We start from the raw sequence: 22,781 nt of genomic DNA, 5'->3' as shown, positions 1-22,781 counted from the left end.
AGGTCCGGCCGGAATCACATATTCCGATTCCGGATATCGACACCGGGAGTCGTATTTTCGGTCGGTCGATTCCCGGATGCCCGAATGTGGCGAATCCAGGAGGGCGGGGGAGTGCGCGAGTGGAAGGTATTGGCTGCACGGTGATGGAAATTCACCGAACTGTTTCCCGTTCGGATCCGCATCGTTTCCTTTCGAATGTGCACGGCGCCCGGGGAGCGCTGCGGCAACCCGGACCGTCATCTGACCTTCCGTCAGAATGAAACGTGTTCTACTCTGCCCCGCATGGGCATCGGAATCACACAGGAGCACCGCGATCTGGCCGAGGCGGCACGCGGCTGGGCCGCCCGGGCCGTACCGGCCGAAGCCGTCCGCGCACTGCTCGAGGGCCCGCCGGGCCGGCACGGCAGGCCCGGGTACTGGGACGAGCTCGCCGCACAGGGCCTGCTCGGCCCCCATCTGCCGGAGGCCGACGGCGGGGGCGGCGGCCAACTGCTCGACCTTGCCGTCGTCCTGGAGGAGATGGGCCGCGCCGCGCTCCCGGGCCCCTTTCTGCCCACCACCCTCGCCGCCGAACTCCTGCGCCGCGGCGGCCAAGGGGACCTCGTCCGGTCCCTGGCGAAGGGCGAACTGCTCGGCGCCGTCGCGCTCGGCCCCGGCTACCTCACCGCCGTCGAAGGGGCCGACGGCTACGTCCTGGACGGCACCGCGCCCCCGGTCCCGGCCGGCGGCGACGCGGACCTGATCGTGCTGGCCGCGGAGGGCTCCACCGGCACCGTATGGCTGGCGGTCGACGCCGCGGCGCTGACCGTACGCGTCCACGACAGCGCCGACCCCACCCGGCCGACCGCCGAGGTGAGCGCGGCCGGCGTCCCGGTGCCCGCCGGCCGCCGGCTGACCGTCGACAGCGCCCTCGTCCGCGACCTGGCCGGGGTGCTGTGGGCCGCCGAGAGCTGCGGCACCGCGGCCTGGGCCCTGGACACCGCCGCCGAACACGCCGCGGTGCGCCAACAGTTCGGCCGCCCGATCGGTCAGTTCCAGGCGGTCAAGCACCTGTGCGCCGACATGCTCGTCCGCACCGAACAGGCCCGCGCCCTGGTCTGGGACGCCGCCCGCGCCCTGGACGAGGAACCCGCGGTCCGCGGCCTGGTCGCCGCCCTGGCCACCGCCACCGCCCTGGACGCCGCCCACAGCTGCGCCAAGGACTGCCTCCAGATCCTCGGCGGCATCGGCTTCACCTGGGAACACGACCTCCACCTCCACCTGCGCCGGGCCACTGTGGCCCGCCAGCTGCTCGGCAGCGGCGACAGCCACCGCCTGCGGGCCGCCCGCTACGGCGCGGACGGCGCCCGCCGCCGGCTGAGCCTGGACCTCCCGCCGGAAGCGGCGCACCACCGGGAGGCGGCCCGTACGGCCGTCGACGCCGTCCGCGGCCTCGATCCCGCTGCCGCCCGCCGCGCACTTGCCCCCACCGGATACGCCGCCCCCCACCTCCCCGAGCCCTACGGACTGGGCGCCTCCCCCGTACAGCAACTCGCCATCCAGCAGGAGCTGACCGCGGCCGGGGTCGAGATCAGCGACCTGGGCATCGCCACCTGGGTTGTCCCCTCCCTCATCGCGCACGGCACCCAGGAGCAGAAGGACCGCTATCTGCTGCCCTCGCTGCGCGGCGATCTGCTCTGGTGCCAGCTGTTCTCCGAGCCCGAGGCCGGCTCGGACCTGGCCGCGCTGCGGACCCGCGCCGAGCGCACGGCGGACGGCGGCTGGCGGATCACCGGCCAGAAGGTGTGGACCTCGGCCGCCCAGTGGGCCGATCACGGCATCCTCCTCGCCCGCACCGACCCCCGGGCGCCCAAGCACAAGGGCCTGACGTTCTTCCTCGTCGACATGAAGAGCCCGGGGATCGACGTCCGCCCGCTCAGGGAGATCACCGGCGACGCGCTCTTCAACGAGGTCTACTTCGACGAGGTGCTGCTCCCCGCCGACGCCGTGGTCGGCGAGGTCGACAACGGCTGGAGGGTCGCCCGCACCACCCTGGACAACGAACGCGTCCACATGGCCGACCAGTTGACCTTCGACACCGGTCTGGAGGCGCTCATCGCCCGCTCCGCGGAGCTGGACGGATCCGTACGGGCCCGGGTGGGCGCGCTGGCCGCCGAGGCGCACGCGCTGGGCTGCATCGGGCTGCGCACCACGCTCCGGCAGGTGTCCGGCCTGGAACCGGGCGCCGGCGCCAGCATCCGCAAGCTGGTACAGACCCCGCACCAGCAGAAGGTCGCCGAGCTGGCGCTGGAACTGCTCGGACCGGCCGGCGCGGTGCGCGAGGGCGCCGGCGAACGCGCCCTGCACGGCTTCCTGATGTCGCGCTGCCTGACCATCGCGGGCGGCACCACCCAGGTCCAGTTGAACGTCGTCGCGGAACGGCTGCTGGGCCTGCCCCGCGACCCGGAACCCCGCCCCCTCATCTGACCCCCGGACCTCCAGGAGGATCCGCATGGCTGGCAAGGCGTACATCGTCGGCGTCGGGATGACCCCGTTCGAGAAGCCCGAGACCCGCGACTGGCAGTACTGGGACATGGCCGAGGAGGCGGGTGGCAAGGCCCTCGCCGACGCCGGGATCGGCTACGAGGAGGTCGAGCAGGTACCGGTCGGCTACTGCTACCAGCCCTCGACGGCCGGGCAGCGCGCCGCGTACGAACTGGGGCTGACCGGCGTGCCCGTCTACAACGTCAACAACAACTGCGCCACCGGCTCCACCGCGCTGATGATGGCCCGCCAGTTCGTCGAGTCCGGCCTCAACGACTGCGTGCTGGCGCTCGGCTTCGAGAAGATGAAGCGCGGCGCGCTGGGCGGCGGCGCCGACGGCGGCGACTTCGCCACCTCGCCGGTCGCCCGCCACTACGGCGTGATGGCGGCCGCCCACGGATTCGAGATGACCCCGCCCACCGCCCAGATCTTCGGCAACGCCGCCCGCGAGCACATGGAGCGCCACGGCACCACCGCCGAACAGCTCGCCGCGGTCGGCGCCAAGAACCACCGCCACTCGGCGCACAACCCCAACGCCCAGTTCCAGGACGTCTACACGGTCGACGAGGTCCTCGCCGCCAGGACCGTCCACCGGCCGCTGACCAAGCTCCAGTGCTCGCCGACCTCCGACGGCTCGGCCGCGGCGGTGATCGCCTCCGAGCGCTTCGTGCGCGAACACGGGCTGGCCGACCGGGCGGTGGAGATCGTCGCCCAGGCCATGACCACGGACACCGAGGAGAGCTTCGCCGCCGGCTCCTGCATCGACGTCGTCGGCAAGCCGATGTCGCGGACCGCGGCCCGCCGTGCGTACGCGGCCGGCGGCCTGGGCATCGAGGACGTGGACGTCATCGAACTGCACGACTGCTTCTCGATCAACGAGCTGCTGACCTACGAGGCGCTGGGCATGTGCGCCGACGGTGAGTCGGGCAAGCTGGTCGCCGACGGGGCCACGACCTACGGCGGACGCTGGGTGGTCAACCCGTCCGGCGGCCTGATCTCCAAGGGCCACCCGCTGGGCGCGACCGGACTGGCCCAGGCCGCCGAGCTGGTGTGGCAGCTGCGGGGGACGGCGGGGGAGCGGCAGGTGCCGGGGGCACGCGTGGGTCTCGCGCACAACATCGGGCTGGGCGGCGCGGCGGTGGTCACGCTGCTGCGGAGGTGAGCGGGGGCGGTTGCGGGGCGCGCCTCCGAATCCAGTGGTTCATGGAGCAACGGCCCCGCTGCCGACCCCACCGGGCGAAGCGTCGGTCCCCGCCCCGGCTACGTCCCGCGCCCTAGGTCTGTGGACAGGTGGCGGATGCACCGATATCCCGATGCGCCGGGCACATGCCGATGCGAGCATGTTCCGCATGCCCCCGATAGCCACCCCCACGACCCTGTCCGCATCCGCACGACGCACGGCCGCACCACCCTGGCTGGTGATGCTCCTGGTCTGCGCGGGACAGTTCCTCGTGGTGCTGGACGTCTCCGTGGTGAACGTGGCGCTGCCCGCGATGCGGACCGGGCTCGGCCTGAGCGAACTGGGCCTCCAGTGGATCGTCAACGCCTACGTCATCACCTTCGCCGGTTTCATGCTCCTGGGCGGCCGGGCGGCCGACCTCTTCGGCCGTAAGCGGATCTTCGTCGTCGGCCTGGCCCTCTTCACCCTCGCGAGCCTGGCCGGCGGCCTCGCCCGCGAGCCCTGGCAGTTGGTCGCCGCGCGCACGGTCCAGGGCATCGGTGCGGCGGTGCTCGCGCCGGCCACCCTCACGATCCTGACCACGTCGTTCCCGTCCGGCCCGGCCCGTACGAAGGCCATCGCCACCTGGACGGCGGTCGGTGCGGGCGGCGGCGCGGTGGGCGGTCTGGTCGGCGGGGTGCTCACCGAATACCTGTCGTGGCGCTGGGTGCTGCTGATCAACGTGCCGGTCGGAGCCCTGGTGCTGGCCGGTGCCGTGCGGTGGCTCACCGAGAGCCGGCAGGACTCCGGACGGCGGCTGGACGTGCCCGGCGCGCTGCTGGTGACCGGCGGGCTCGGCCTGGTGGCGTACGGCATCGTGCAGACCGAGACGGCCGGCTGGGCCTCGGCGTCCGCGCTGCTGCCGCTGGCCGCCGGGCTCCTCGTCGTCGCCGCCTTCATCGCCGTCGAGGCGCGCACCAAGGCCCCGCTGATGCCGCTGGGGCTCTTCCGGCTGCGCTCGGTCTCCTCCGCCAACGCGGCGATGGTGCTGGCCGGCGCCGCGATGTTCTCGATGTGGTACTTCCTGTCCCTCTACACGCAGAACGTGCTGGCCTACACGCCGCTGCAGGCGGGACTCTCCTTCATCCCGCACTCGCTGTCCATCGTCCTGGGCTCGAAAGCCGCGCCGCGGCTGATGAACCGGGTGGGTGCCAAGAGCCTGGCCGTCACGGGCGCGGTGATCTCCGCGTCCGGCATGGTCTGGCAGGGCGCGATGGACGCCGACGGCACCTACCTCGGCACCATCCTGGGCCCGGGCATCCTGATGGCGCTCGGCGCCGGGCTGACCGCCACACCGGTCGCCTCCATCGCCACCTCCGGGGCCGACCCCGCCGACCAGGGCCTGGTCTCGGGCCTGATCAACACCTCCCGTCAGATGGGCGGCGCGCTCGGCCTGTCGGTCCTGTCCACCGTCGCCGCCACCCGGATCGCCGCCGGGCACGGCCGGGCGGCGCTGGCGGACGGCTACGGCCTGGCGTTCCAGGTCGGTTCGGTGGTGCTGCTGGGCAGCATCGCGCTGATGGTCCTCGCCCTGCCGCGCCGCCGGTCGGACGTCGCGCCCGGCTGACGGGCCCCGCCGGGCCCCACGCCGGCCCCTGCCCCCCTGCCCACCACCACCCGCTCACACCACCCGCTCACCACCCCCCCCGCTCACAACCACCCGTTGCGCCGGGCCGCCCGTACGGCCTCCATGCGGTTGCGGGTGCCGGTCTTCCCGATGGCCGCCGACAGGTAGTTGCGGACGGTGGCCTGCGACAGATGGAGCTTGGCGGCGATGTCGGCGACCGTGGCGCCGTCCACGGCCGCGGTGAGCACATCGCGTTCGCGCTGGGTGAGGGGATTGGGCCCGGCACTCAGGGCAGCGGCGGCGAGGCCGGGGTCGATGACCCGTTCCCCGGCCAGCACCCGCCGGATCGCCGCCGCCAGCTCCTCCACGGGGCCGTCCTTGACCAGGAATCCGGACGCCCCGGCCTCCATCGCGCGGCGCAGATAGCCGGGCCGGCCGAAGGTCGTCACGATCAGCACCTTGCAGGACGGCAGTTGACCGCGCAGGTCGGCCGCGGCGTCCAGGCCGCTGCGGCCCGGCAGCTCGATGTCCAGCAGCGCGATGTCGGGGCGGGTGTCCAGGGCCGCGGCGACGATCTGATCGCCCGCCGCGACCTGGGCCACGACCTCCATGTCCTCCTCCAGGCCGAGCAGCAGCGCCAGCGCGCCCCGCATCATCCCCTGGTCCTCTGCCAGCAGGACCTTGATCACCTGGTCAACTCCTCCGCATCCGCCATATCGCCCGTGCCCACCGGCAGTTCGGCCGCGACCCGGAAGCCGGTCCGGCCGTCGGGGCCGGTGCGCAGCGTGCCGCCCGCCGCGGCCAGCCGCTCGGCCAGCCCCCTCAGACCCGTGCCGCCCACCGGACCGGAACCGCCAGGCCCCGTCGCGCGCCCCGTAGCGTCCGGGCCGGCCGGGTCGTCCCCGCCGCTTCCGCCGTCCCGGTCGCTCCCCGCGCCGCCGTCCATCCTGCCGCCGCGCCCCGGCACCCGGTCCCGTATCCAGGACCGGCCGTGTGTCGGGGCGGTATCGGAGCTTACGGGACCGCGCCCGTCATCCGTGATCGTCAGCCGTACCCGGTCCTCATCGGCATGGACGTCGATCTCGCAGCGGGTGGCGCGGCTGTGCCGGACGGTGTTGGTGACGCCCTCACGGACCACCCAGCCCAGCAGCGCCTCGGCCTGGGTGGGCAGCGGCGGCCCGGCCTGTCGTACGACGGGCTCGATACCGGCCGCCTCCAGCACCGAGCGGGCCCGGTCCAGTTCGGTGGTCAGGCTGCCCTCGCGATAGCCGGTGACGGCCTCGCGGATCTCGGTCAGCGCCTGCCGGCCGACGGCCTCGATGTCGGCGGCCTGGCCGAGCGCCGCCTCCAGATCGCGCGGCGCCAGTCGGCGGACCGCCTCGGCCTTGACCACCACCACGGACAGGGTGTGGCCCAGCAGGTCGTGCAGATCGCGGGAGAAGCGCAGGCGCTCCTTCTCCACGGCGCTGCGGGCCAGCTCCTGGCGGGTGGTGTTCAGCTCCTGGATGGTGTCGAAGAGGCTGAGGACGGTGGCGGTCACCGTGCCGGACAGGAACGTGCCGTACCCGATGCCGAATGCGCCTCCGGGACCGCTGCCTTCGTGCCAGCCGGAGAAGTACCCGGCCGCGCCGCTGAGCGCGATCAGCCAGAGGGCGAGCTTCTTGCCGCGCAGCGCGCGCACCGTGCCGGAGGCCAGCGACAGCAGCGGGAAGAACAGGAACCAGTTGTCACGGAAGCCGAGCGCGATGGCGAAGGTGACGGCGGTCAGCAGCCCCAGGGCGATCAGCGGACGGCGGGAGTCGCGCAGCCGGGGGTTGAACGACGACCAGACGACGCTGATGTAGAGGGAGTTGAAGGCGAGCAGGCCCAGGCCGGCCAGCCAGGGGCTGCCCGTCTTGCCCTGGATGATGTTGGAGAAGGCACCCAGGCCCATCAGCAGCCAGGGCAGGAAGGCGTACTTGCCCGGCCCCTTGTCCGGTTTCCCGCCCGGCCACCTCGGCCGGCACGCGCCGTCGCCGGTGCCCTCCGCGCTGGCGGGCTCTTCGCCGCCGGCGGCCCGCTGCTTCGTGTGCTGCACTGTCGCTTCCCAGGTCTGCGCCATCGTCGATCACACCGTTCGTGCGGCCCGACGGTACGCGTACACCGCGTATCCGCCGAAGAGTGCCAGCCAGGCGGCCAGCACCGCCACCGTGCCCAGGCCCGGTGCGCCGCCCTGGGTGACGCTCTGGCCGAGCTCGGCGAAGCGGTTGCCGGGCGTCCAGGAGGACAGCGAGCGCAGCCAGCCGGGGAACAGCTCGGCCGGGAACCACAGGCCGCCGATGATCGACAGCAGCAGCATGCAGCCCGTGTTGATCACGCCGGTGGACTGGGCGGAGAGGCGGTAGCCGTTGCCGAGGCCGAGCAGGGTGAAGGGAGCGGTGCCGATCCACAGCAGTCCGGCCAGCGCGGCCCACTGCCAGGCGGGCATCCGGACGTCATTGACCAGCGCGCCCACCAGCAGCACGGCGGCGATGGCCGGCAGCACCGTCACCGAGCCGGCCAGCCCGCGGCCCACGACCACGCGGATCGGGCTCAGCGGGGTGATCCGCAGCTGCCGCAGCCAGCCCAGCTGCTTGTCCTCGGCGACGCCCGTGCCCGTGCCGATCGCCGCGCCCAGCGCGCCGTACGCGGCCATGCCGACCATCGAGCCGATCTTCCACTCCATGCCGGCGCCGCCGGGACCCGCACCGATGTTGGTCATCAGCACGTACATCAGCACCGGCATCCCGACGCCGAAGATGACGAAGCCCCTGTCGCGCAGGGTACGGCGCACTTCGAGGCGGATGTAGTCGAGCATCACGCGAGCTCCTTCGCGGACCGGCTGCCGGTGGCGGCGCGCGCCGGGGAGTGGGGGGTGGCTTCGCCCGAGGTGAGGGTGAGGAAGGCGTCCTCCAGGCTGGCGGGGGTGACCTGCAGCGCGCGGACGAGCCCGAGCCCGGCCAGGGCCACGACCGTTGCGTCGGAGTCCGTGGTCCGCAGCAGCGCGCGGTCCCCGCGTACCTCCACGGCGCTCACGCCGGGAAGTCCGGGCAGCGGCTCGGTCGCCGCGCCCGCGAGGTCGAAGGAGACCCGGGAGCCGCCGGCCCGCCGCTTGATCGCCTCGCCGCTGCCGTCCGCGACCACCCGGCCGCCGTCGATCACCACGATCCGGTCGGCGTGCTCGTCCGCCTCCTCCAGATAGTGGGTGGAGAACACGATGGTGTTGCCGCGCCGCGCGTACGCCCGCATCGAGCGCCAGAAGGCGCGGCGGGCCTCGACGTCCAGCGCCGCGGTCGGCTCGTCGAGCACCAGCAGCTCGGGGTTGCCGGCCAGCGCCACCGCGAAGCGGACCCGCTGGGCCTGCCCGCCGGACAGCCGGTCCACCCGCCGCCCGCCGAACTCGCCGAGGCCGGCCAGCTCCAGGGCCTCGGTGACCTCCATGGGGTGGGGGTGCGTGGCGGCGACGAAGGTGATCAGCTCGCGGACGGTGACCCGCGGGATCGCCTTGCCGTCCTGCAGCATGGCGCCCACCCGGCCCGCCCGCACCGCCGTCTCCGGGGTGCCGCCGAACAGCCGCACCGTCCCCGCACCGGGCGGCAGCAGCCCCAGCAGCATGTTGAGGGTGGTGGACTTCCCCGCGCCGTTGCGCCCGAGCAGCGCCACCGTCTCGCCCGTCGCGATCTCCAGGTCCAGCCCGTCCACGGCACGCACCGCGCCGTAACTCCTGCTCACTCCCGAGAACTCCACCGCCGGCGCGGTGCCGGTCGCCCCCCGCGAGCCCGCCGGCTGCGCCGTCCGTGTGCTGCCCGATGCCGTGCCCGATGCCATGTCCGGCCTCCCCGTCGAATGTCTGTCCCCGACGCTACGGAGCGTCGGGGCGGCCGGGGCAGAGGCGAATGTGGGGGATGCGCCCTGACAAATGTCACGGGTCCGCGGGGGCGGGTACGGGGCGCATCCCGGCGCGGGGACGAGGGCGTCCCCCGTCGGCTCGTACCTGACTGTGCGTCAGGGGGCTTCCGGGTGCCCGACGGATCGGCTATACATGAGGGCCATCGGCTAGAACGCGTTCTAGAAGTGTGCCGGCAGGGCGCCGGTGGACGCCGTCGGGCCGACCCGAAACGACCCCGGCACGGCCGACGGTGCGGACGGCCGGGCCGGGGTCTTGGCACCGTGGTGAAGGAGCTACCGCCCCATGCCCATCGACGCCGCCAAGGCCACATCCGCCGAGCCGCGGACCACCGAACTCGCCTGGGACCACAAGGACGTCCAGCTCTACCACCTGGGCATCGGCGCCGGCGCCGCCACACCGGACAAGCCACACCCTGCCACCGACCCCGACGAGCTGCGCTACACCCTGGAGAGCGCACTGCACGTCCTGCCCAGCTTCGCGACCGTCGCCGGCTCGGGGTCTTCCCTGCCCGAGGGGAGCCGAGAGCCTGGGGAAGGGACGGCGGTGTCCGGCGGACTGTCCGTCCCCGGTATCGACGTCGACCTGGCCGCCGTGCTGCACGGCGGCCAGAAGGTCACCGTCCACCGTGCCATCCCGGTCAGCGGGCGCGCCGTCCAGACCTCCACCGTCCCCGCGGTCCACGACAAGGGGAAGGCGGCCGTCATCGTGCTGCGCTCCGAAGTCGCCGACGCGGACGGCCCGTTGTGGACCTGCGACACCCAGATCTTCGTCCGTGGCGAGGGCGGCTTCGGCGGCGAACGCGGCCCCTCCGCCCGCCTCGAAATCCCCGGCCGCGCCCCCGACCGCACCACCGAACGGCTCATCCGCGAGGACCAGGCCCTGCTCTACCGCCTCTCCGGCGACTGGAACCCGCTGCACGCCGACCCGGAGTTCGCCGAGCTCGCCGGCTTCGACCGCCCGATCCTGCACGGGCTGTGCTCGTACGGCGTCACCCTCAAGGCCGTCGTCGACACGGTGCTCGGCGGCGATGTGGCGCGCGTACGCGCCTACACCACCCGGTTCGCGGGTGTCGTCTTCCCGGGCGAGACGTTGCGGATCCGGATGTGGGAGGGGGAGGGCCGAACGCAGGTGTCGGTCACGGCGGCCGACCGCGACGATGCGCAGGTCCTGGCCGACACCGTCGTCGAGCACAGCTAGCGGGGCGTCCTCCGGACCGCCCGAGCCGATCCGGAGGACGGCCCCAGGGGACAGCCCGCAACCCGAGAGGAGCCTTTCCATGCGCGCAGCCGTACAGCACGAGACGGGACAGGAGAAACTCGAAGTCCTCGACGACGTCGAGGCGGTGGGCTTCGGTCCCGGCCGGGTCCGGATGCGGGTGCGGGCCACCGGTCTGTGCCACTCCGACCTCTCCGCGATGAACGGCGTGCTGCCGCAGCCGACGCCCTTCGTCCCCGGTCACGAGGGCGCCGGCGAGATCCTGGACGTCGGCGACGGCGTCACCGGCCTCAGCCGGGGCGACCGCGTCCTGATGTGCTGGCTGCCCGCCTGCGGGAGCTGTCCGTCCTGCAGGCGCGGCCAGACCCACCTGTGCCTGGCCGGATTCATGAACGCCGGCACCCCCAACTTCCGACGCCCCGGCGGGGACGTCTTCGGCTTCGCCGGGACCGGCACCTTCGCCGAGGAGGTCGTCGTCGCCGCCAACTGCGCGATCCCCATCCCGGACGACGTCCCCTACGAGATCGCCGCACTGATCGGCTGCGGCGTCACCACCGGACTCGGCGCCGCCGTCAACACCGCCAAGGTGGAGGCCGGTTCCTCGGTCGCGGTGATCGGCTGCGGCGGCGTGGGGATCTCCGTCATCCAGGGAGCCAGGGCCTGCGGCGCGGCCCAGATCACCGCCGTCGACCCGGTGGCCACCCGCCGTGAGGCCGCGCTCCGCTTCGGTGCCACCGAAGCGGTCGCGCCCGACGGACTGGCCGACGCCAAGCAGCGGATCACCGCGGGGGAGGGCTTCGACTACGTCTTCGAGGTGGTCGGCAGGTCCGCCACCGCGCGCACCGCCTACGAGACGACCCGGCGCGGCGGCACCCTGTGCGTGGTCGGCGCCGGAGCGATGGACGACGTCTTCCAGGTCAACATGTTCGAGTTGTTCTTCGACGAGAAGCGGATCCTGCCCTCGCTCTACGGCGGCGCGGACGTCCTGCGTTCCTATGAGCGGGCCATCGCCCTGTGGCGCGCCGGCCGGATCGACCTGGCGGGGCTGATCACCCACCGCGTCCAGCTCGCCGAGATCAACGACGCCCTCGACCAAATGCGTTCCGGCACCGCGCTGCGTACCTGCATAGAGATCTGACGCACCCCGCCTGCCGAGCACCCCGTCCGCCAAGGAGAGGACAGCCATGGCACAGCCACAGCCACAGCCACAGCCCCAGTCACTGCCGCTGGAGGGCCTGACCGCGATCGTCACCGGCGCCGGCCGCGGCCTGGGGCGCGCCGAGGCCCTGGAACTCGCCCGCCTCGGCGCCGCCGTCGTCGTCAACGACTTCGGGCAGCCGGGGCGGGACGGCACCGGCGAGGCATCCGCGGCCCCCGCCGAGGAGGTGGCCGCCGAGATCCGGGCGGCGGGCGGCCGGGCGACCGCCCACCTGGGCGACGTCGCCGACTTCGGACAGGCCCGTGCGCTGGTCCAACTGGCCGTGGACCGCTACGGAAAGCTTGACATCCTGGTCAACAACGCGGGCATTCTGCGCGACCGGATGGTGTTCTCCATGAGCGAGGACGAATGGGACTCGGTGATCCGCGTCCATCTCAAGGGCCACTTCAACACCACCCACTTCGCGGCGGTCCACTGGCGCGCCCGCGCCAAGGACGCCGGGGGTCCGGTCCACGGGCGGATCATCAACACCTCGTCCGAGGCGTTCCTCGCGGGCTCCGCGGGACAGCCGAACTACGCCGCGGCCAAGGGCGGCATCGTCGGCCTGACCACGTCCACGGCGCTGGCGCTCGCCAAGTACGGCGTGACCGCCAACGTCATCTGCCCGCGAGCCCGTACCCGGATGACCGAGGACGTCTTCGCCGGGTTCCAGGAGCCGGTGGAGAACGGCCCGGACCCGCTCGCGCCCGAGCACGTCTCCCCGCTCGTGGGCTATCTGGCCTCACCGGCCGCCGCCCGGGTCAACGGCCAGCTGCTGGTCGTCCACGGCGGGATGGTCGCCGTCACCGAACGTCCCCGGATCGCGGCCAAGTTCGACACCGCGAAGGACACCTTCACCTTCGACGAGCTGGACGGTCTGCTCACGCCCTACTACGCGGAGCGGCCACCGAACGAGACCTTCGCGGCGGCCGAGGTCCTCGCCCTCAAGCACGGATGACGCGCAGCGGCCGTGGCCGCCGTCCCGGGTGGTCCGGGTGCGGCGGGCCACGGCCGCTGCTGCGCGTCCGGGTGGCGGAAAACCGCCCTCCGGAGCGGACGCGTCACGCGCCCTGGGTCTGCTTCTCCCGGCGGTGCCGGCCGTGCACTGCGGCCTGGGCCTCTTCCGTGGCCGCCGGGCCACGGTGCCTGCCGGAGTTTGCCGCCTCGGCGGCCTGGGCGGATCCCTCTCGGGGGCGCGCCTGGGTCGTTTCGGTTCGGGCTTCGGACATGGAAAGAGTCACTCCGTCAGATCGCTTACAGCTGTACGCGTCGGGACCTCCCCCAGCAACCGCCGAGGCTGCCCCCAAGCGGAACTGTCGGTGGCCGGGTCAACCGGCTGCGTAGCCCCCGACGGAATTCTAACTTGGCGGGAAATGGCGCTCCACCGGGATTCGGGGGCTGCCAGAGGTGCCTGTTGCAGGGGAACTGGCCTGCACATCTGGGGATGCGCGGGGGCTTCCGGCGGTTCCGCGCCACTGTCCGGAAATTGTGCAGATGATGTGGAGTCCGTGTTGACGACCCCCGCATCCAGGACAATCCCGCCCCCGGCCTCCACTGCGACGTCCACCCGGGTGCCCCGGCCCGCCCTCGGGGGCGTATCCGCCGCGGGTTCCAGCGGCACGGCCATCCGCGCCACCCCGCACGGCACCGCCCTCGTCGTGCACGGCAGCAGCAGCTCGCCGGCCGCCGTCCACAGCCCGCACCCCGCCAGCCACCCCTCCGGCGCCGGAAGCTGCCGCAACCGACGCCCCGAGGGCTGCCATACGCCCAGCCGCGGCCCGGCCGCCGTGTCGACCCGGAAGGCCACCGCGCAGCTCTCCGGCATGAGCATCTGGCGGGGCTGGACGGCGAACGGTGTGACGAACCCGTCGGCCGGGCGCAGGCACTCGGGAAAGCGCACCGGCAGGCTGCTGCCCAGCACGCCCCAGCCCAGCCGGTCGTGGCCGGGGGCGTCCGACCGCAGCAACAGCAGCCCGCTGTCCGGATCCGCCAGCAGGAGGCGGTCGTTGCTCTCCTCGGTGATCTGCAGCAGCGGGCTGGCCTCGCCGCCCCGCTCCAGGTCGAGCACCACGGTCTTCGTGCGGCCCGACAGCTCCCGGTCCAGGGCCAGCAGCCGGCCGCCGCGGTCCAGCCAGACGCCTCCCGAGCAGCGCCCCGGCACCTCGGTGACCGGCTCGGGGCCGTGCGCGCCGCCGTGCACCAGCCAGAGTGTGGTGCTGTGCTCGCCGGGCGCCAGGGCGTAGCCGAGCCGGCCGCCCGGCGTGGGCGGCAGCAGGGTCAGCTCCGGTGTCGCCACCGTGCCCAGCAGGAGTTCGCCGGTCCCGGGGCCCGTGGGGTAGAGCAGCGAGAGGGCGAAACGGTCGGCGATCCGGCGCAGGATCAGTACCCGGCCGTCGGCGAACGGCAGCAGTTCGCAGTCCGGTTCCTCGGGCTGGCTGCCGGGCAGCGGGACGGCGTACGGCTCGGGCCCGCTCAGCGTCCAGCGCTCCGGAAACCGGCTCCCGGCGGCGTCGTCGTGACGGGCCAGCCGGGCGGCGTACGAGCCGTCGGCCGCGATGATCAGCGCCGCGCGGTGCGGAGCGCCGAGGGCCGTGGAGACCTCAGTGGCACAGATTGTCATCGAGTGGTCACCTCCTGTCAGGAAGGGACGGTAGTTTTCGCACTTCCGGCCGATCAACGCGAGTTGCCGCACTTCACGCATAAGGGTGGCAGTTGTCCGGATCGCCTGGCGTGGGCGAGACGGCTGTGCTTCGGATCGCCGCCGTGCCGCGGACGGGAGCCGATGCCGGGGCGCGGCCATCGGCCCCGCCGGGCGGCGCCGAGGACGCTCCGCGGGGCCTCCCGGCCGGGGCCCTGTCCACCTGCGGGGCGGCCACCGCGACAACGGCCCAGCGCCCCGTGACACCTGGGGGGTAACCTTCCACCCGTGCCCGTACTGTCTGAAGTCCTCACCGCGCTCGACGCCCTCTGGCCCCCCGAGCGGGCCGAAGGGTGGGACGCCGTCGGCACGGTCTGCGGAGATCCGGGAGCGGAGGTCCGCCGCGTGCTGTTCGCCGTCGACCCGGTCCAGGAAATCGTCGACGAGGCGGTGCGGCTCGACGCCGACCTCCTCGTCACCCACCACCCGCTCTATCTGCGCGGTACGACGACGGTCGCGGCCTCGACCTTCAAGGGCCGGGCCGTGCACACCCTGATCAAGCACGACATCGCCCTGCACGTCGCGCACACCAACGCCGACACCGCCGACCCGGGGGTCTCCGACGCCCTGGCCGGCGCCCTGGACCTGCGGATCCTCGGCCCCCTGGTGCCGGACGCGAGCGACCCGGCCGGCCGCCGCGGCCTGGGCCGGATCTGCGAGCTGACGCACCCGCTGACGCTCGCCGACTTCGCCGCGTACGCCGCCGAGCGGCTGCCCGCCACCGCGCAGGGCATCCGGGCGGCCGGCGACCCGGACCGCGAGATCCGCACGGTCGCCGTCTCCGGCGGCTCCGGCGACAGTCTCTTCGACGCGGTGCGGGCGGCCGGTGTGGACGCGTTCCTCACCGCCGACCTGCGCCACCACCCGGCCTCCGAGGCCACCCAGCAGACCCCGCTGGCGCTGCTCGACGCCGCCCACTGGGCCACCGAATGGCCGTGGTGCGAGCAGGCCGCGGCCCAGCTCGACGCGGTCTCCGACCGGCACGGATGGGGCCTGCGCACGCACGTCTCCCGTACGGTCACCGACCCTTGGACCGCCCACGCGGCGTCCGCCCCCGCCACCAGCCCCGTTGAAAAATCGCACACCCCAGGAGCCCCCCGCTGAACGCCGCGCCCGCCGACCAGATCCGCCTCCTTGACGTCCAGAACCTGGACGTCAAGCTCACCCAGCTCGCGCACCGGCGCCACAACCTGCCCGAGCTCGCCGAGCTGCAGACCCTGGAGGCCGACCTCACCCAGCAGCGCGACCTGCTCGTCGCCTCGCAGACCGAGGAGAGCGACACCAGCCGCGAGCAGACCAAGGCCGAGCAGGACGTGGACCAGGTGCGCCAGCGCGCCGCCCGCGACCAGAAGCGCCTCGACTCCGGGGCCGTCACCTCGCCCAAGGACCTGGAGAACCTCCAGCGCGAACTGACCTCGCTGGCCAAGCGCCAGGGCGACCTGGAGGACGTCGTCCTCGAGGTCATGGAGCGCCGGGAGGCCGCCCAGGAGCGGGTCACCGAGCTCACCGGACGGGTCGAGGCCATCCAGGCCAAGGCCGACGACGCCGCCGCCCGCCGGGACGCCGCCTGCGCCGAGATCGACGCCGAGGCCGCCACCGCCACCAAGGAGCGCGAGCTGACCGTGGCCGACATCCCGGCCGACCTGATCAAGCTCTACGACAAGATCCGTTCGAAGGAGGGCGGCATCGGTGCGGCCCGCCTCTTCCAGCGCCGCTGCGAGGGCTGCCGCCTGGAGCTGAACATCACCGAGCTCAACGACGTCCGGGCGGCCGCCGCGGACACCGTCGTCCGGTGCGAGAACTGCACCCGCATCCTGGTCCGCACGCCCGACTCGGGCCTGTAGGACATGACGCGGACGTTCATCGTCGAGGCCGACGGCGGCTCCCGGGGCAACCCGGGGCCGGCCGGCTACGGCGCGGTGGTCCTCGACGCGGAGACCGGTGAAACGCTGGCCGAGGCCGCCGAGTTCATCGGCACCGCGACCAACAACGTCGCCGAGTACCGGGGCCTGCTGGCCGGGCTGCGCGCGGCGCACGCCCTGGACCCGGAGGCGGCGGTCCACGTCCGGATGGACTCCAAGCTGGTCGTCGAGCAGATGTCGGGCCGCTGGAAGATCAAGCACCCGGACATGAAGCCGCTGGCCGCCGAGGCGAAGACGGCGTTCCCGGCCGCCCGGGTCACCTACGAGTGGATCCCCCGGGAGAAGAACAAGCACGCCGACCGGCTCGCCAACGAGGCGATGGACGCGGGCAAGAACGGCAAGCAGTGGGAGCCGCGCGACTCCAGGGCGGCGCTCGACGCCCCGGCCGCGCCCGCCCGCAGTGCCGCCGCGCGCGCCGCCGACGAGGCGGCGGAGGAGGGCGCGGCCGCCGCTCCGCCGGTCGGCTGGGGCGCCCCCGACCTCGGTGCCCCCGCCACCTTCGTCCTGCTCCGGCACGGCGAGACGGCGCTGACCCCCGAGAAGCGCTTCTCCGGCAGCGGCGGTACGGACCCCGAGCTCTCGGCCGCCGGCCGGCGGCAGGCCGCGGCCACCGCGGCGGCGCTCGCCGCCCGCGGCACGGTCCAGGCCGTCGTCAGCTCACCGCTGCGGCGCTGCCGGGAGACGGCCGAGGAGATCGCCACCCGGCTCGGCCTGGAGGTCCGCCTCGAAGAGGGGTTGCGCGAGACCGACTTCGGGGCCTGGGAGGGGCTGACCTTCGCCGAGGTGCGCGAGCGCTTCCCCGAGGACCTCGACGCCTGGCTCGGCTCCGCCAAGGCGGCTCCCACCGGCGGCGGCGAGTCCTTCGCCGCGGTCGCCCGCCGGGTCTCGGTCGCCCGCGACAAGCTGATCGCCCGGTACGCGGGCCGGAGGGTGCTGGTGGTCACGCACGTCACGCCGATCAAGACCCTGGTCCGGCTGGCGCTGGGCGCACCGCCCGAGTCGCTGTTCCGGATGGAGCTGTCCGCGGCGTCGCTGTCGGCGGTCGCGTACTACGCCGACGGGAATGCCTCGCTGCGGCTCCTGAACGACACCTCGCACCTGCGCTGAGCCCTTGCGGCGGGCGGCGGTTGACGGTGCTGAGGGCGTTGGGGCCGTTGGGGGCTTTGAGGGCGCCGACGCGCCGATGGCGCCGACGCACCGCTGGCACTGGTGCTGACGGTGCGTCACGCGGCGTCCGCCCGCCCGCCGTTGTGAGCCGAGTGCGGGCCGTCAGCCGCGCAGCGCCGCCGCCTCCCGCGCGAGCCGCTCGACGCGCGCCCAGTCCTTCGCGGCAAGCGCGTCGGCCGGGAGCATCCAGGTGCCGCCGACGCATCCCACGTTCGGCAGGGCCAGGTACGAGGGTGCCGAGGCCAGGCCGATCCCGCCGGTCGGGCAGAACCGGGCCTGGGGCAGGGGAGAGGCCAGCGACTTGAGGTAGGACGTCCCGCCGGCCGCCTCCGCCGGGAAGAACTTCAGCTCGGTGACGCCCTCGTCGAGCAGGGTCACCACCTCCGAGGCCGTCGAGACGCCCGGCAGGAACGGCACCCCGGAGTCCCGCATCGCACCCAGCAGCCGCGGCGACCAGCCGGGGCTGACCAGGAACCGGGAGCCGGCCGTGCGGGCCGCATCGACCTGCCCGGGGGTGAGCACGGTGCCGGCGCCGACCACCGCATCCGGGACCTCGTCGGCGACCGCGCGGATGGCGTCCAGTGCGGCGGGCGTGCGCAGGGTCACCTCGATCGCCGGCAGTCCGCCCGCGACGAGGGCGCGAGCGAGCGGTACGGCGTCGGCGGCGTCCTGCAGAACGACCACCGGGATGACGGGGGCGAGCCCGAGGACCGAGAGCTCGGAGGAAGCGGGCACGGGGGAGGAGGCGGCGCTAGTCACGCCGCCCATAGTGCGCCCACCGCCCCACTCCTCGCAACGGACGTTGCGTACAGTGCAACGCACGTCGTCGGGCCTCGGACCAGACGCCCCGAGGGACGTCCTACAACTCCGTCACGATCACATCGATGGCCCATGCCTTGCCGGCCTTGGCCGGCGCAGCGGCCTCCACCGCGTAGCCGAGCCCGTCCAGCGCCGCCACCAGCTCCGCCGGGTCCTTCGGCCGCAGCCCGGCGGTCAGCAGGTCCCGGACCAGCCGCCCCTTGGTCGCCTTGTTGAAGTGGCTGACCACCGACCGCTTCTCGACCCCGTCGACGATCTTCGACTGGAGCACCCGGACCGTGGCGGTACGCCCGGCGACCTCGCCCTTGGGCTTCCACGCCGTCGCATACGCCGCCGACCGCAGATCGAGGACCAGCCCGTCCCCGGCCTCCCGCGGCATCACCTCGGCCATCGGCGCTCGCCAGTACGCGCCCAGCGCCCCCAGCGCGGGCAGCTTCACCCCCATCGAGCAGCGGTAGGAGGGAATACGATCGCCGATCCGCACCGCGCCCCACAGCCCCGAGAACACCAGCAGCGACTCCTCGGCCAGCTTCCGCGCCCGCGCGTCCAGCGAGGCCAGGCCCAGGGCGTCGTAGAGCACCCCGGTGTAGATCTCCCCGGCCGGCCGCGTCCCGGCCCCGCGCAGCCCCGCGTTCTTGGCGATCTCGCCCTTCAGCCCCTCGCTGAGCCCGAGCACCTCCTGCGCCTTGGCCTCGTCCGCCGCACACAGCTCGACGAGCTCCTCCAGCACGGCCTCACGCGAAGCCGTCAGCCCCGGCAGCGACAGCGATCCCATGTCCAACGACGCTCCAGCGCCCGCCCGCCGCCCGCCACCGCCCCGGCCGGAGGCGTTTCGCGCCGCCTCCATCGGATCGGCCTTCCCCTCGGACGGCGGCAACAGCACGAGCACGACGTTCTCCTTCACTGCGGTACGGGCGGGGGTGCGGCCCCGGGAAAGCGTATGGCCTGCGGCGGCCGGCCGGAGAACCCGCTCAGCGGCCGAAACGCGCCCGACCGGGGCGGACGATCACACCGCGCCGGCGGCGCCCGCCCGCCATACGCTCGGTTCCATGCCCCGTCGCCATATGCATGTGACCGACGCAGCCGAGGCGCCGCTGCGCGCCGCGCTGCGCGATCTGCGCGGAAAGCTGGAGATCCCGGACCACTTCCCGCCGACGGCGCAGGCCGAGGCGGAGAGCGCCGCCCGGGCCCCGCGGATCCCGGCCGCCGACGGCGCGGTGGCGACCGAGCACACCCTCGAGGACGTCACCGGCCTCCCGCTCTTCACCATCGACCCGCCCGGCTCCCTCGACCTCGACCAGGCCATGTTCCTGTCCCGGCGGCCGGGCGGCGGCTTCCGCGTCCACTACGCCGTGGCCGACGTCGCTTCCTTCGTGACCCCGGGCGGCGCCCTGGACGCCGAGGCGCACCACCGGGTGGCCACCCTCTACTTCCCCGACGAACGGGTCCCGCTGCACCCGCACACCCTCAGCGAGTCCGCCGCCAGCCTGCTGCCCGACCAGGACCGCCCGGCCGTCCTGTGGAAGCTCGACCTCGACGCGCACGGCGCCCTCACCGCCGCCTCCGTACGCCGCGCCCTGGTCCGCTCCCGCGCCCGGCTCGACTACGCGGGCGTCCAGCGGGTCCTCGACGACAACACGGCCGAGGAGCCGCTCGCCCTGCTCCGTGAGATCGGCCGGCTGCGGGAGGAGCGGGAGACCGCACGGGGCGCGATCTCGCTCCATGTCCCCGAACAGCGGATCGTCGAGCACCACGGCGGCTACACCCTCGCCTACCGCGCCCCGCTCCCGGCCGAGGGCTGGAACGCCCAGATCTCCCTGCTCACCGGCATGGCCGCGGCCGAGCTGATGCTCGCCTCCGGCACCGGCATCCTGCGGACGCTGCCGACCGCCCCGGACGGCTCGGTCGCCCGGCTGCGGCTGACCGCCCGTGCACTCGGCGTCGACTGGCCGCACCACACCTCGTACGCCGCGCTCCTGCGCACCCTCGACCCGCGCCGCCCCGATCACGCCGCGTTCCTCCAGGAGTGCACCACCCTGCTGCGCGGCGCCGGCTACACCGCCTTCGACGGCACCGCGCCGGATGCCAACGCGGCCCGGCACGCCGCCGTCGCCGCCCCGTACGCGCACGCCACCGCCCCGCTGCGGCGGCTCGTGGACCGCTACACCTCCGAGTTGTGCCTGGCCGCCTCGGCCGACGCCGCACCGGCCGAATGGGTCCGCGGCGCGTTGGCCGCCCTGCCCGACGAGATGGCGGACGGCACCCGCCGCGCCAACCAGGCCGAGCGGGCCTGTGTGGACCTGGTGGAGGCGGCGCTGATGCGGGGACGGGTGGGGGAGACCTTCGACGCCGTGGTGGTCGAGACCGAGCGGGACGACCCCACCCGGGGCACCGTCCACCTCTGCGACCCGGCCGTCATCGGCCGCGTCGAATCCGCCCCCGACGGCCCGGACCTCCCCCTCGGCCACCGCATCCGGGTCCGGCTCACCGCCGCAGAGCCGGGGCACGAACCGGTCCGCTTCACCCTTGCCTGACCGCCGGCGGCTCCGCGGTCGCCGCCCGTACGGCCGCCACCACGCCCCGTGCGTCATCGGCGTGGAACCGCACCGTGCGCACGGCCTCCCGTCGCCCCAGCAGCCGTACGGCGACGACCGGTTCGGCCAGCTCCACGGTGACGGAGGTCTGGCCGCCCACCGCCATCGCCACGGTCTCCTGCGCGGAGTCGTCCTGGGTGAACCGGAGCTCGTGGCGCACCGAGGCGATCGCCGACAGCGGTATCCGCAGCGCTGTCCGGGCGCCGTCGCGCAGCAGCAGGGTGTCCGCGCCCAGCACATGCGGCCGGGTGACCGCCGCGGCCTGGAAGCCCAGGACCATCAGCACCGTGTAGACGTCGAGGGCCAGCATCACGCCGTGCGCCACCGGATGGTCCGCGAGCAGCACGCCCACTCCTACCGTCTCCACCAGGCACACGAACGCCAGCCCGTACACCATCGCGGCCTGCCCCGCCGCGTACGCCAGAGCGCGTTCGCCCGCCGCCACCCCGATCCGCCGCCGCGCCACCCAGCACACCAGGCTGACCAGCCAGCGGGCCTCGTACCGGGCCAGCCGCCGGATCCGCCCGCCCGCTCCCGGCGGTCCCGCCGCCGACCCGGTCACCGCGTCCGCCGCATGACGATCCGTACGGCCTCGCGGACCGCCTCCGCCTGAGCGGGCGCGAGGTCCCCCACCAGCAGCCCCGCCCAGAACTCCTCCCCGCGCCCGTCCTGCCCCGCCTCCAGCGCGCCGTCCAGGGCGGTGACCGCCGACACCGCCTCCTGCGGCACCCAGTCCGCCAACGCCCGCGCCGCCCTCGCCACCCTGGGATCCCCGGGCGCCGCCTCCGCCAGCTCGTCCATCAGCCCGTACGCCGCATACGCCCGCTCCATCGCGCCCGGCGCGTCGCCCGCCGCCCGCAACGCCGCGATCAGTGGCTCCTGCGCCGCCCCGCCGCCCGCCGACTCCAACAGGGCCAGCACCGCACGGTCCTTGGCGGCCATCGCGGGCTCCGGCCCGGGCAGCGTCGCCGAGGTGCGCGCCATCTCCGCGAAGAGTTCCGCCAGTTCCTCCGACACCGGCCCCTCCTCCGGCAGCCCGCCCGGCTGCTCCGCCCGCCGCAGCACCGCCCGCACCCGCTCCCGCCGGGCCCGTACCGCCTCCTCCTGGCGCGCCAGTGAGGCCTCCAGCTCCGCGAGCACCTCCCGCAGCTCCCGCCCGGCGTCGTCGGCCAGCACGTCCCGGACCTCCTCCAGCCCGAGCCCGAGGTCGGTCAGCCGCCGCACCCGCGCGAGCGCCACCGCGTCGCGCAGCCCGTACTCGCGGTAGCCGTTGGCTCGCCGCTCCGGCTCCGGCAGCAGCCCGATGTGGTGGTAGTGGCGCACGGTGCGGGTGCTGATCCCGGCCAGTGCGGCGAGTTCTCCGATCCTCATGCGGTCAGTAGAAACGTTGCCGCTGCGGCAAGGTCAAGCCGTCGTATGCGGCCAGGTACCATGGTCGGCACGGCGGACGAGCCGGCCGGGCGGCCGCGTGGGGATCTTTACGGTCCTCCCGAGGAACGTCCGGGCTCCACAGGGCAGGGTGGTGGGTAACACCCACCCGGGGTGACCCGCGGGACAGTGCCACAGAAAACAGACCGCCGGGGCCGTCAGGTCCCGGTAAGGGTGAAACGGTGGTGTAAGAGACCACCAGCCTCCGAGGTGACTCGGAGGGCTAGGTAAACCCCACCCGGAGCAAGGTCAAGAGGGGCCACCATCCCGATCGGGATGATGGCTCTGCGCGGACGACCGAGGGCTGCCCGCCCGAGTCCGCGGGTAGACCGCACGAGGCTGTCGGCAACGGCAGCCCTAGATGGATGGCCGCCTCCCCTCGGCCCGCAAGGACCGGGGGAGACAGAACCCGGCGTACAGGCCGACTCGTCCGCCGCCTGGCCGTCAGAAGGCCCCGACCTGGCAAAATGCCAGGTCAGGGGCCCTTCAAGAGCGTCATCAGC

General features: G+C 73.8%; 20 protein-coding genes and 1 other RNA gene. 11 read left to right on the top strand and 10 right to left on the bottom strand.

The features are described 5' to 3' along the window. The first annotated feature begins 282 nt into the window (after positions 1-282). From ACGFML_RS37445 to ACGFML_RS37435, 3 genes are all read left to right on the top strand, one after another. Positions 283-2,466, top strand: a complete 2,184-nt coding sequence (locus ACGFML_RS37445) for an acyl-CoA dehydrogenase (RefSeq protein WP_393550314.1) — start codon at positions 283-285, stop codon at positions 2,464-2,466. Between the two features lie 25 nt (positions 2,467-2,491). Beyond that, on the top strand, positions 2,492-3,685 hold the full coding sequence (locus ACGFML_RS37440; protein WP_393550312.1) for a lipid-transfer protein: 1,194 nt from the start codon (positions 2,492-2,494) through the stop codon (positions 3,683-3,685). 178 nt (positions 3,686-3,863) lie between these two features. After that, positions 3,864-5,309, top strand: coding sequence for an MFS transporter (locus ACGFML_RS37435; protein ID WP_393550310.1), 1,446 nt, complete (start codon positions 3,864-3,866; stop codon positions 5,307-5,309). An 83-nt stretch (positions 5,310-5,392) separates the two neighbouring features. On the opposite strand, the gene ACGFML_RS37430 is transcribed toward ACGFML_RS37435, so the two are convergent. The 4 genes from ACGFML_RS37430 to ACGFML_RS37415 are packed head-to-tail and all read right to left on the bottom strand — an operon-like array spanning position 5,393 to position 9,155. Beyond that, positions 5,393-5,998 (bottom strand): response regulator, encoded by a 606-nt coding sequence (locus ACGFML_RS37430; protein ID WP_393550309.1) that lies wholly within the window; start codon positions 5,996-5,998, stop codon positions 5,393-5,395. Continuing rightward, a complete protein-coding gene (locus tag ACGFML_RS37425; protein ID WP_393550307.1) occupies positions 5,995-7,410 on the bottom strand; it encodes a sensor histidine kinase in 1,416 nt (471 codons plus the stop codon). Before ACGFML_RS37425 ends, ACGFML_RS37430 begins: the two co-directional genes overlap by 4 nt. A gap of 6 nt (positions 7,411-7,416) precedes the next feature. Further along, a complete protein-coding gene (locus ACGFML_RS37420; RefSeq protein WP_393550305.1) occupies positions 7,417-8,145 on the bottom strand; it encodes an ABC transporter permease in 729 nt (242 codons plus the stop codon). Next, positions 8,145-9,155 carry an ABC transporter ATP-binding protein gene (locus tag ACGFML_RS37415; RefSeq protein ID WP_393550303.1) on the bottom strand — a complete coding sequence of 337 codons (1,011 nt, stop codon included), beginning with the start codon at positions 9,153-9,155 and terminating at the stop codon, positions 8,145-8,147. Before ACGFML_RS37415 ends, ACGFML_RS37420 begins: the two co-directional genes overlap by 1 nt. 364 nt (positions 9,156-9,519) lie before the next feature. On the opposite strand from ACGFML_RS37415, the gene ACGFML_RS37410 reads away from it, so the two are divergent. From ACGFML_RS37410 to ACGFML_RS37400, 3 genes are all read left to right on the top strand, one after another. After that, entirely contained in the window at positions 9,520-10,434 is a 915-nt protein-coding gene (locus ACGFML_RS37410; protein WP_393550302.1) for a MaoC/PaaZ C-terminal domain-containing protein, read from the top strand. A 79-nt stretch (positions 10,435-10,513) separates the two neighbouring features. Next, entirely contained in the window at positions 10,514-11,590 is a 1,077-nt protein-coding gene (locus ACGFML_RS37405; protein WP_393550300.1) for a Zn-dependent alcohol dehydrogenase, read from the top strand. A 46-nt stretch (positions 11,591-11,636) separates the two neighbouring features. Continuing rightward, positions 11,637-12,608 (top strand): 3-oxoacyl-ACP reductase, encoded by a 972-nt coding sequence (locus ACGFML_RS37400; protein ID WP_393550298.1) that lies wholly within the window; start codon positions 11,637-11,639, stop codon positions 12,606-12,608. Between the two features lie 103 nt (positions 12,609-12,711). Here ACGFML_RS37400 and ACGFML_RS37395 read toward each other — a convergent pair whose 3' ends face one another. Both ACGFML_RS37395 and ACGFML_RS37390 read right to left on the bottom strand, forming a co-directional pair. Continuing rightward, a complete protein-coding gene (locus ACGFML_RS37395) occupies positions 12,712-12,879 on the bottom strand; it encodes a hypothetical protein (RefSeq protein ID WP_393550296.1) in 168 nt (55 codons plus the stop codon). An 8-nt stretch (positions 12,880-12,887) separates the two neighbouring features. Further along, on the bottom strand, positions 12,888-14,270 hold the full coding sequence (locus tag ACGFML_RS37390) for a hypothetical protein (RefSeq protein ID WP_393550294.1): 1,383 nt from the start codon (positions 14,268-14,270) through the stop codon (positions 12,888-12,890). Positions 14,271-14,576: 306 nt separating this feature from the next. Here ACGFML_RS37390 and ACGFML_RS37385 point away from each other — a divergent pair, with 306 nt between their 5' ends. The 3 genes from ACGFML_RS37385 to ACGFML_RS37375 are packed head-to-tail and all read left to right on the top strand — an operon-like array spanning position 14,577 to position 17,377. Further along, complete coding sequence (locus tag ACGFML_RS37385; protein ID WP_393550292.1) at positions 14,577-15,452, top strand: Nif3-like dinuclear metal center hexameric protein; 876 nt, start codon at positions 14,577-14,579, stop codon at positions 15,450-15,452. After that, positions 15,449-16,192: a zinc ribbon domain-containing protein gene (locus ACGFML_RS37380; protein ID WP_393550367.1), complete on the top strand. Its 744-nt coding sequence runs from the start codon at positions 15,449-15,451 to the stop codon at positions 16,190-16,192. The genes ACGFML_RS37385 and ACGFML_RS37380 overlap by 4 nt, the downstream gene beginning before the upstream one ends. Before the next feature lie 3 nt (positions 16,193-16,195). After that, complete coding sequence (locus tag ACGFML_RS37375) at positions 16,196-17,377, top strand: bifunctional RNase H/acid phosphatase (RefSeq protein ID WP_393550290.1); 1,182 nt, start codon at positions 16,196-16,198, stop codon at positions 17,375-17,377. Between the two features lie 162 nt (positions 17,378-17,539). Here ACGFML_RS37375 and ACGFML_RS37370 read toward each other — a convergent pair whose 3' ends face one another. After that, a complete protein-coding gene (locus tag ACGFML_RS37370; RefSeq protein ID WP_393550288.1) occupies positions 17,540-18,205 on the bottom strand; it encodes a bifunctional 4-hydroxy-2-oxoglutarate aldolase/2-dehydro-3-deoxy-phosphogluconate aldolase in 666 nt (221 codons plus the stop codon). 91 nt (positions 18,206-18,296) lie between these two features. After that, positions 18,297-19,145, bottom strand: coding sequence for a peroxide stress protein YaaA (yaaA, locus tag ACGFML_RS37365; RefSeq protein ID WP_393550286.1), 849 nt, complete (start codon positions 19,143-19,145; stop codon positions 18,297-18,299). 160 nt (positions 19,146-19,305) lie between these two features. On the opposite strand from yaaA, the gene ACGFML_RS37360 reads away from it, so the two are divergent. Then, positions 19,306-20,790 carry an RNB domain-containing ribonuclease gene (locus tag ACGFML_RS37360; RefSeq protein ID WP_393550285.1) on the top strand — a complete coding sequence of 495 codons (1,485 nt, stop codon included), beginning with the start codon at positions 19,306-19,308 and terminating at the stop codon, positions 20,788-20,790. On the opposite strand, the gene ACGFML_RS37355 is transcribed toward ACGFML_RS37360, so the two are convergent. Further along, complete coding sequence (locus tag ACGFML_RS37355) at positions 20,777-21,412, bottom strand: hypothetical protein (protein ID WP_393550283.1); 636 nt, start codon at positions 21,410-21,412, stop codon at positions 20,777-20,779. The two genes, ACGFML_RS37360 and ACGFML_RS37355, sit on opposite strands and share 14 nt — an antisense overlap. Next, on the bottom strand, positions 21,409-22,221 hold the full coding sequence (locus tag ACGFML_RS37350) for a MerR family transcriptional regulator (protein ID WP_393550281.1): 813 nt from the start codon (positions 22,219-22,221) through the stop codon (positions 21,409-21,411). Before ACGFML_RS37350 ends, ACGFML_RS37355 begins: the two co-directional genes overlap by 4 nt. A 77-nt stretch (positions 22,222-22,298) precedes the next feature. Here ACGFML_RS37350 and rnpB point away from each other — a divergent pair. After that, positions 22,299-22,711: RNase P RNA component class A (gene rnpB, locus ACGFML_RS37345), an RNA gene on the top strand. Positions 22,712-22,781: the final 70 nt, after the last annotated feature.

This window comes from Streptomyces sp. NPDC048650 (assembly GCF_043199095.1).
In the GTDB taxonomy this organism is placed as follows: domain Bacteria; phylum Actinomycetota; class Actinomycetes; order Streptomycetales; family Streptomycetaceae; genus Streptomyces.
Note: the sequence above shows the minus strand (reverse complement) of the source record. Positions and strands in the feature narration are given on the sequence as shown.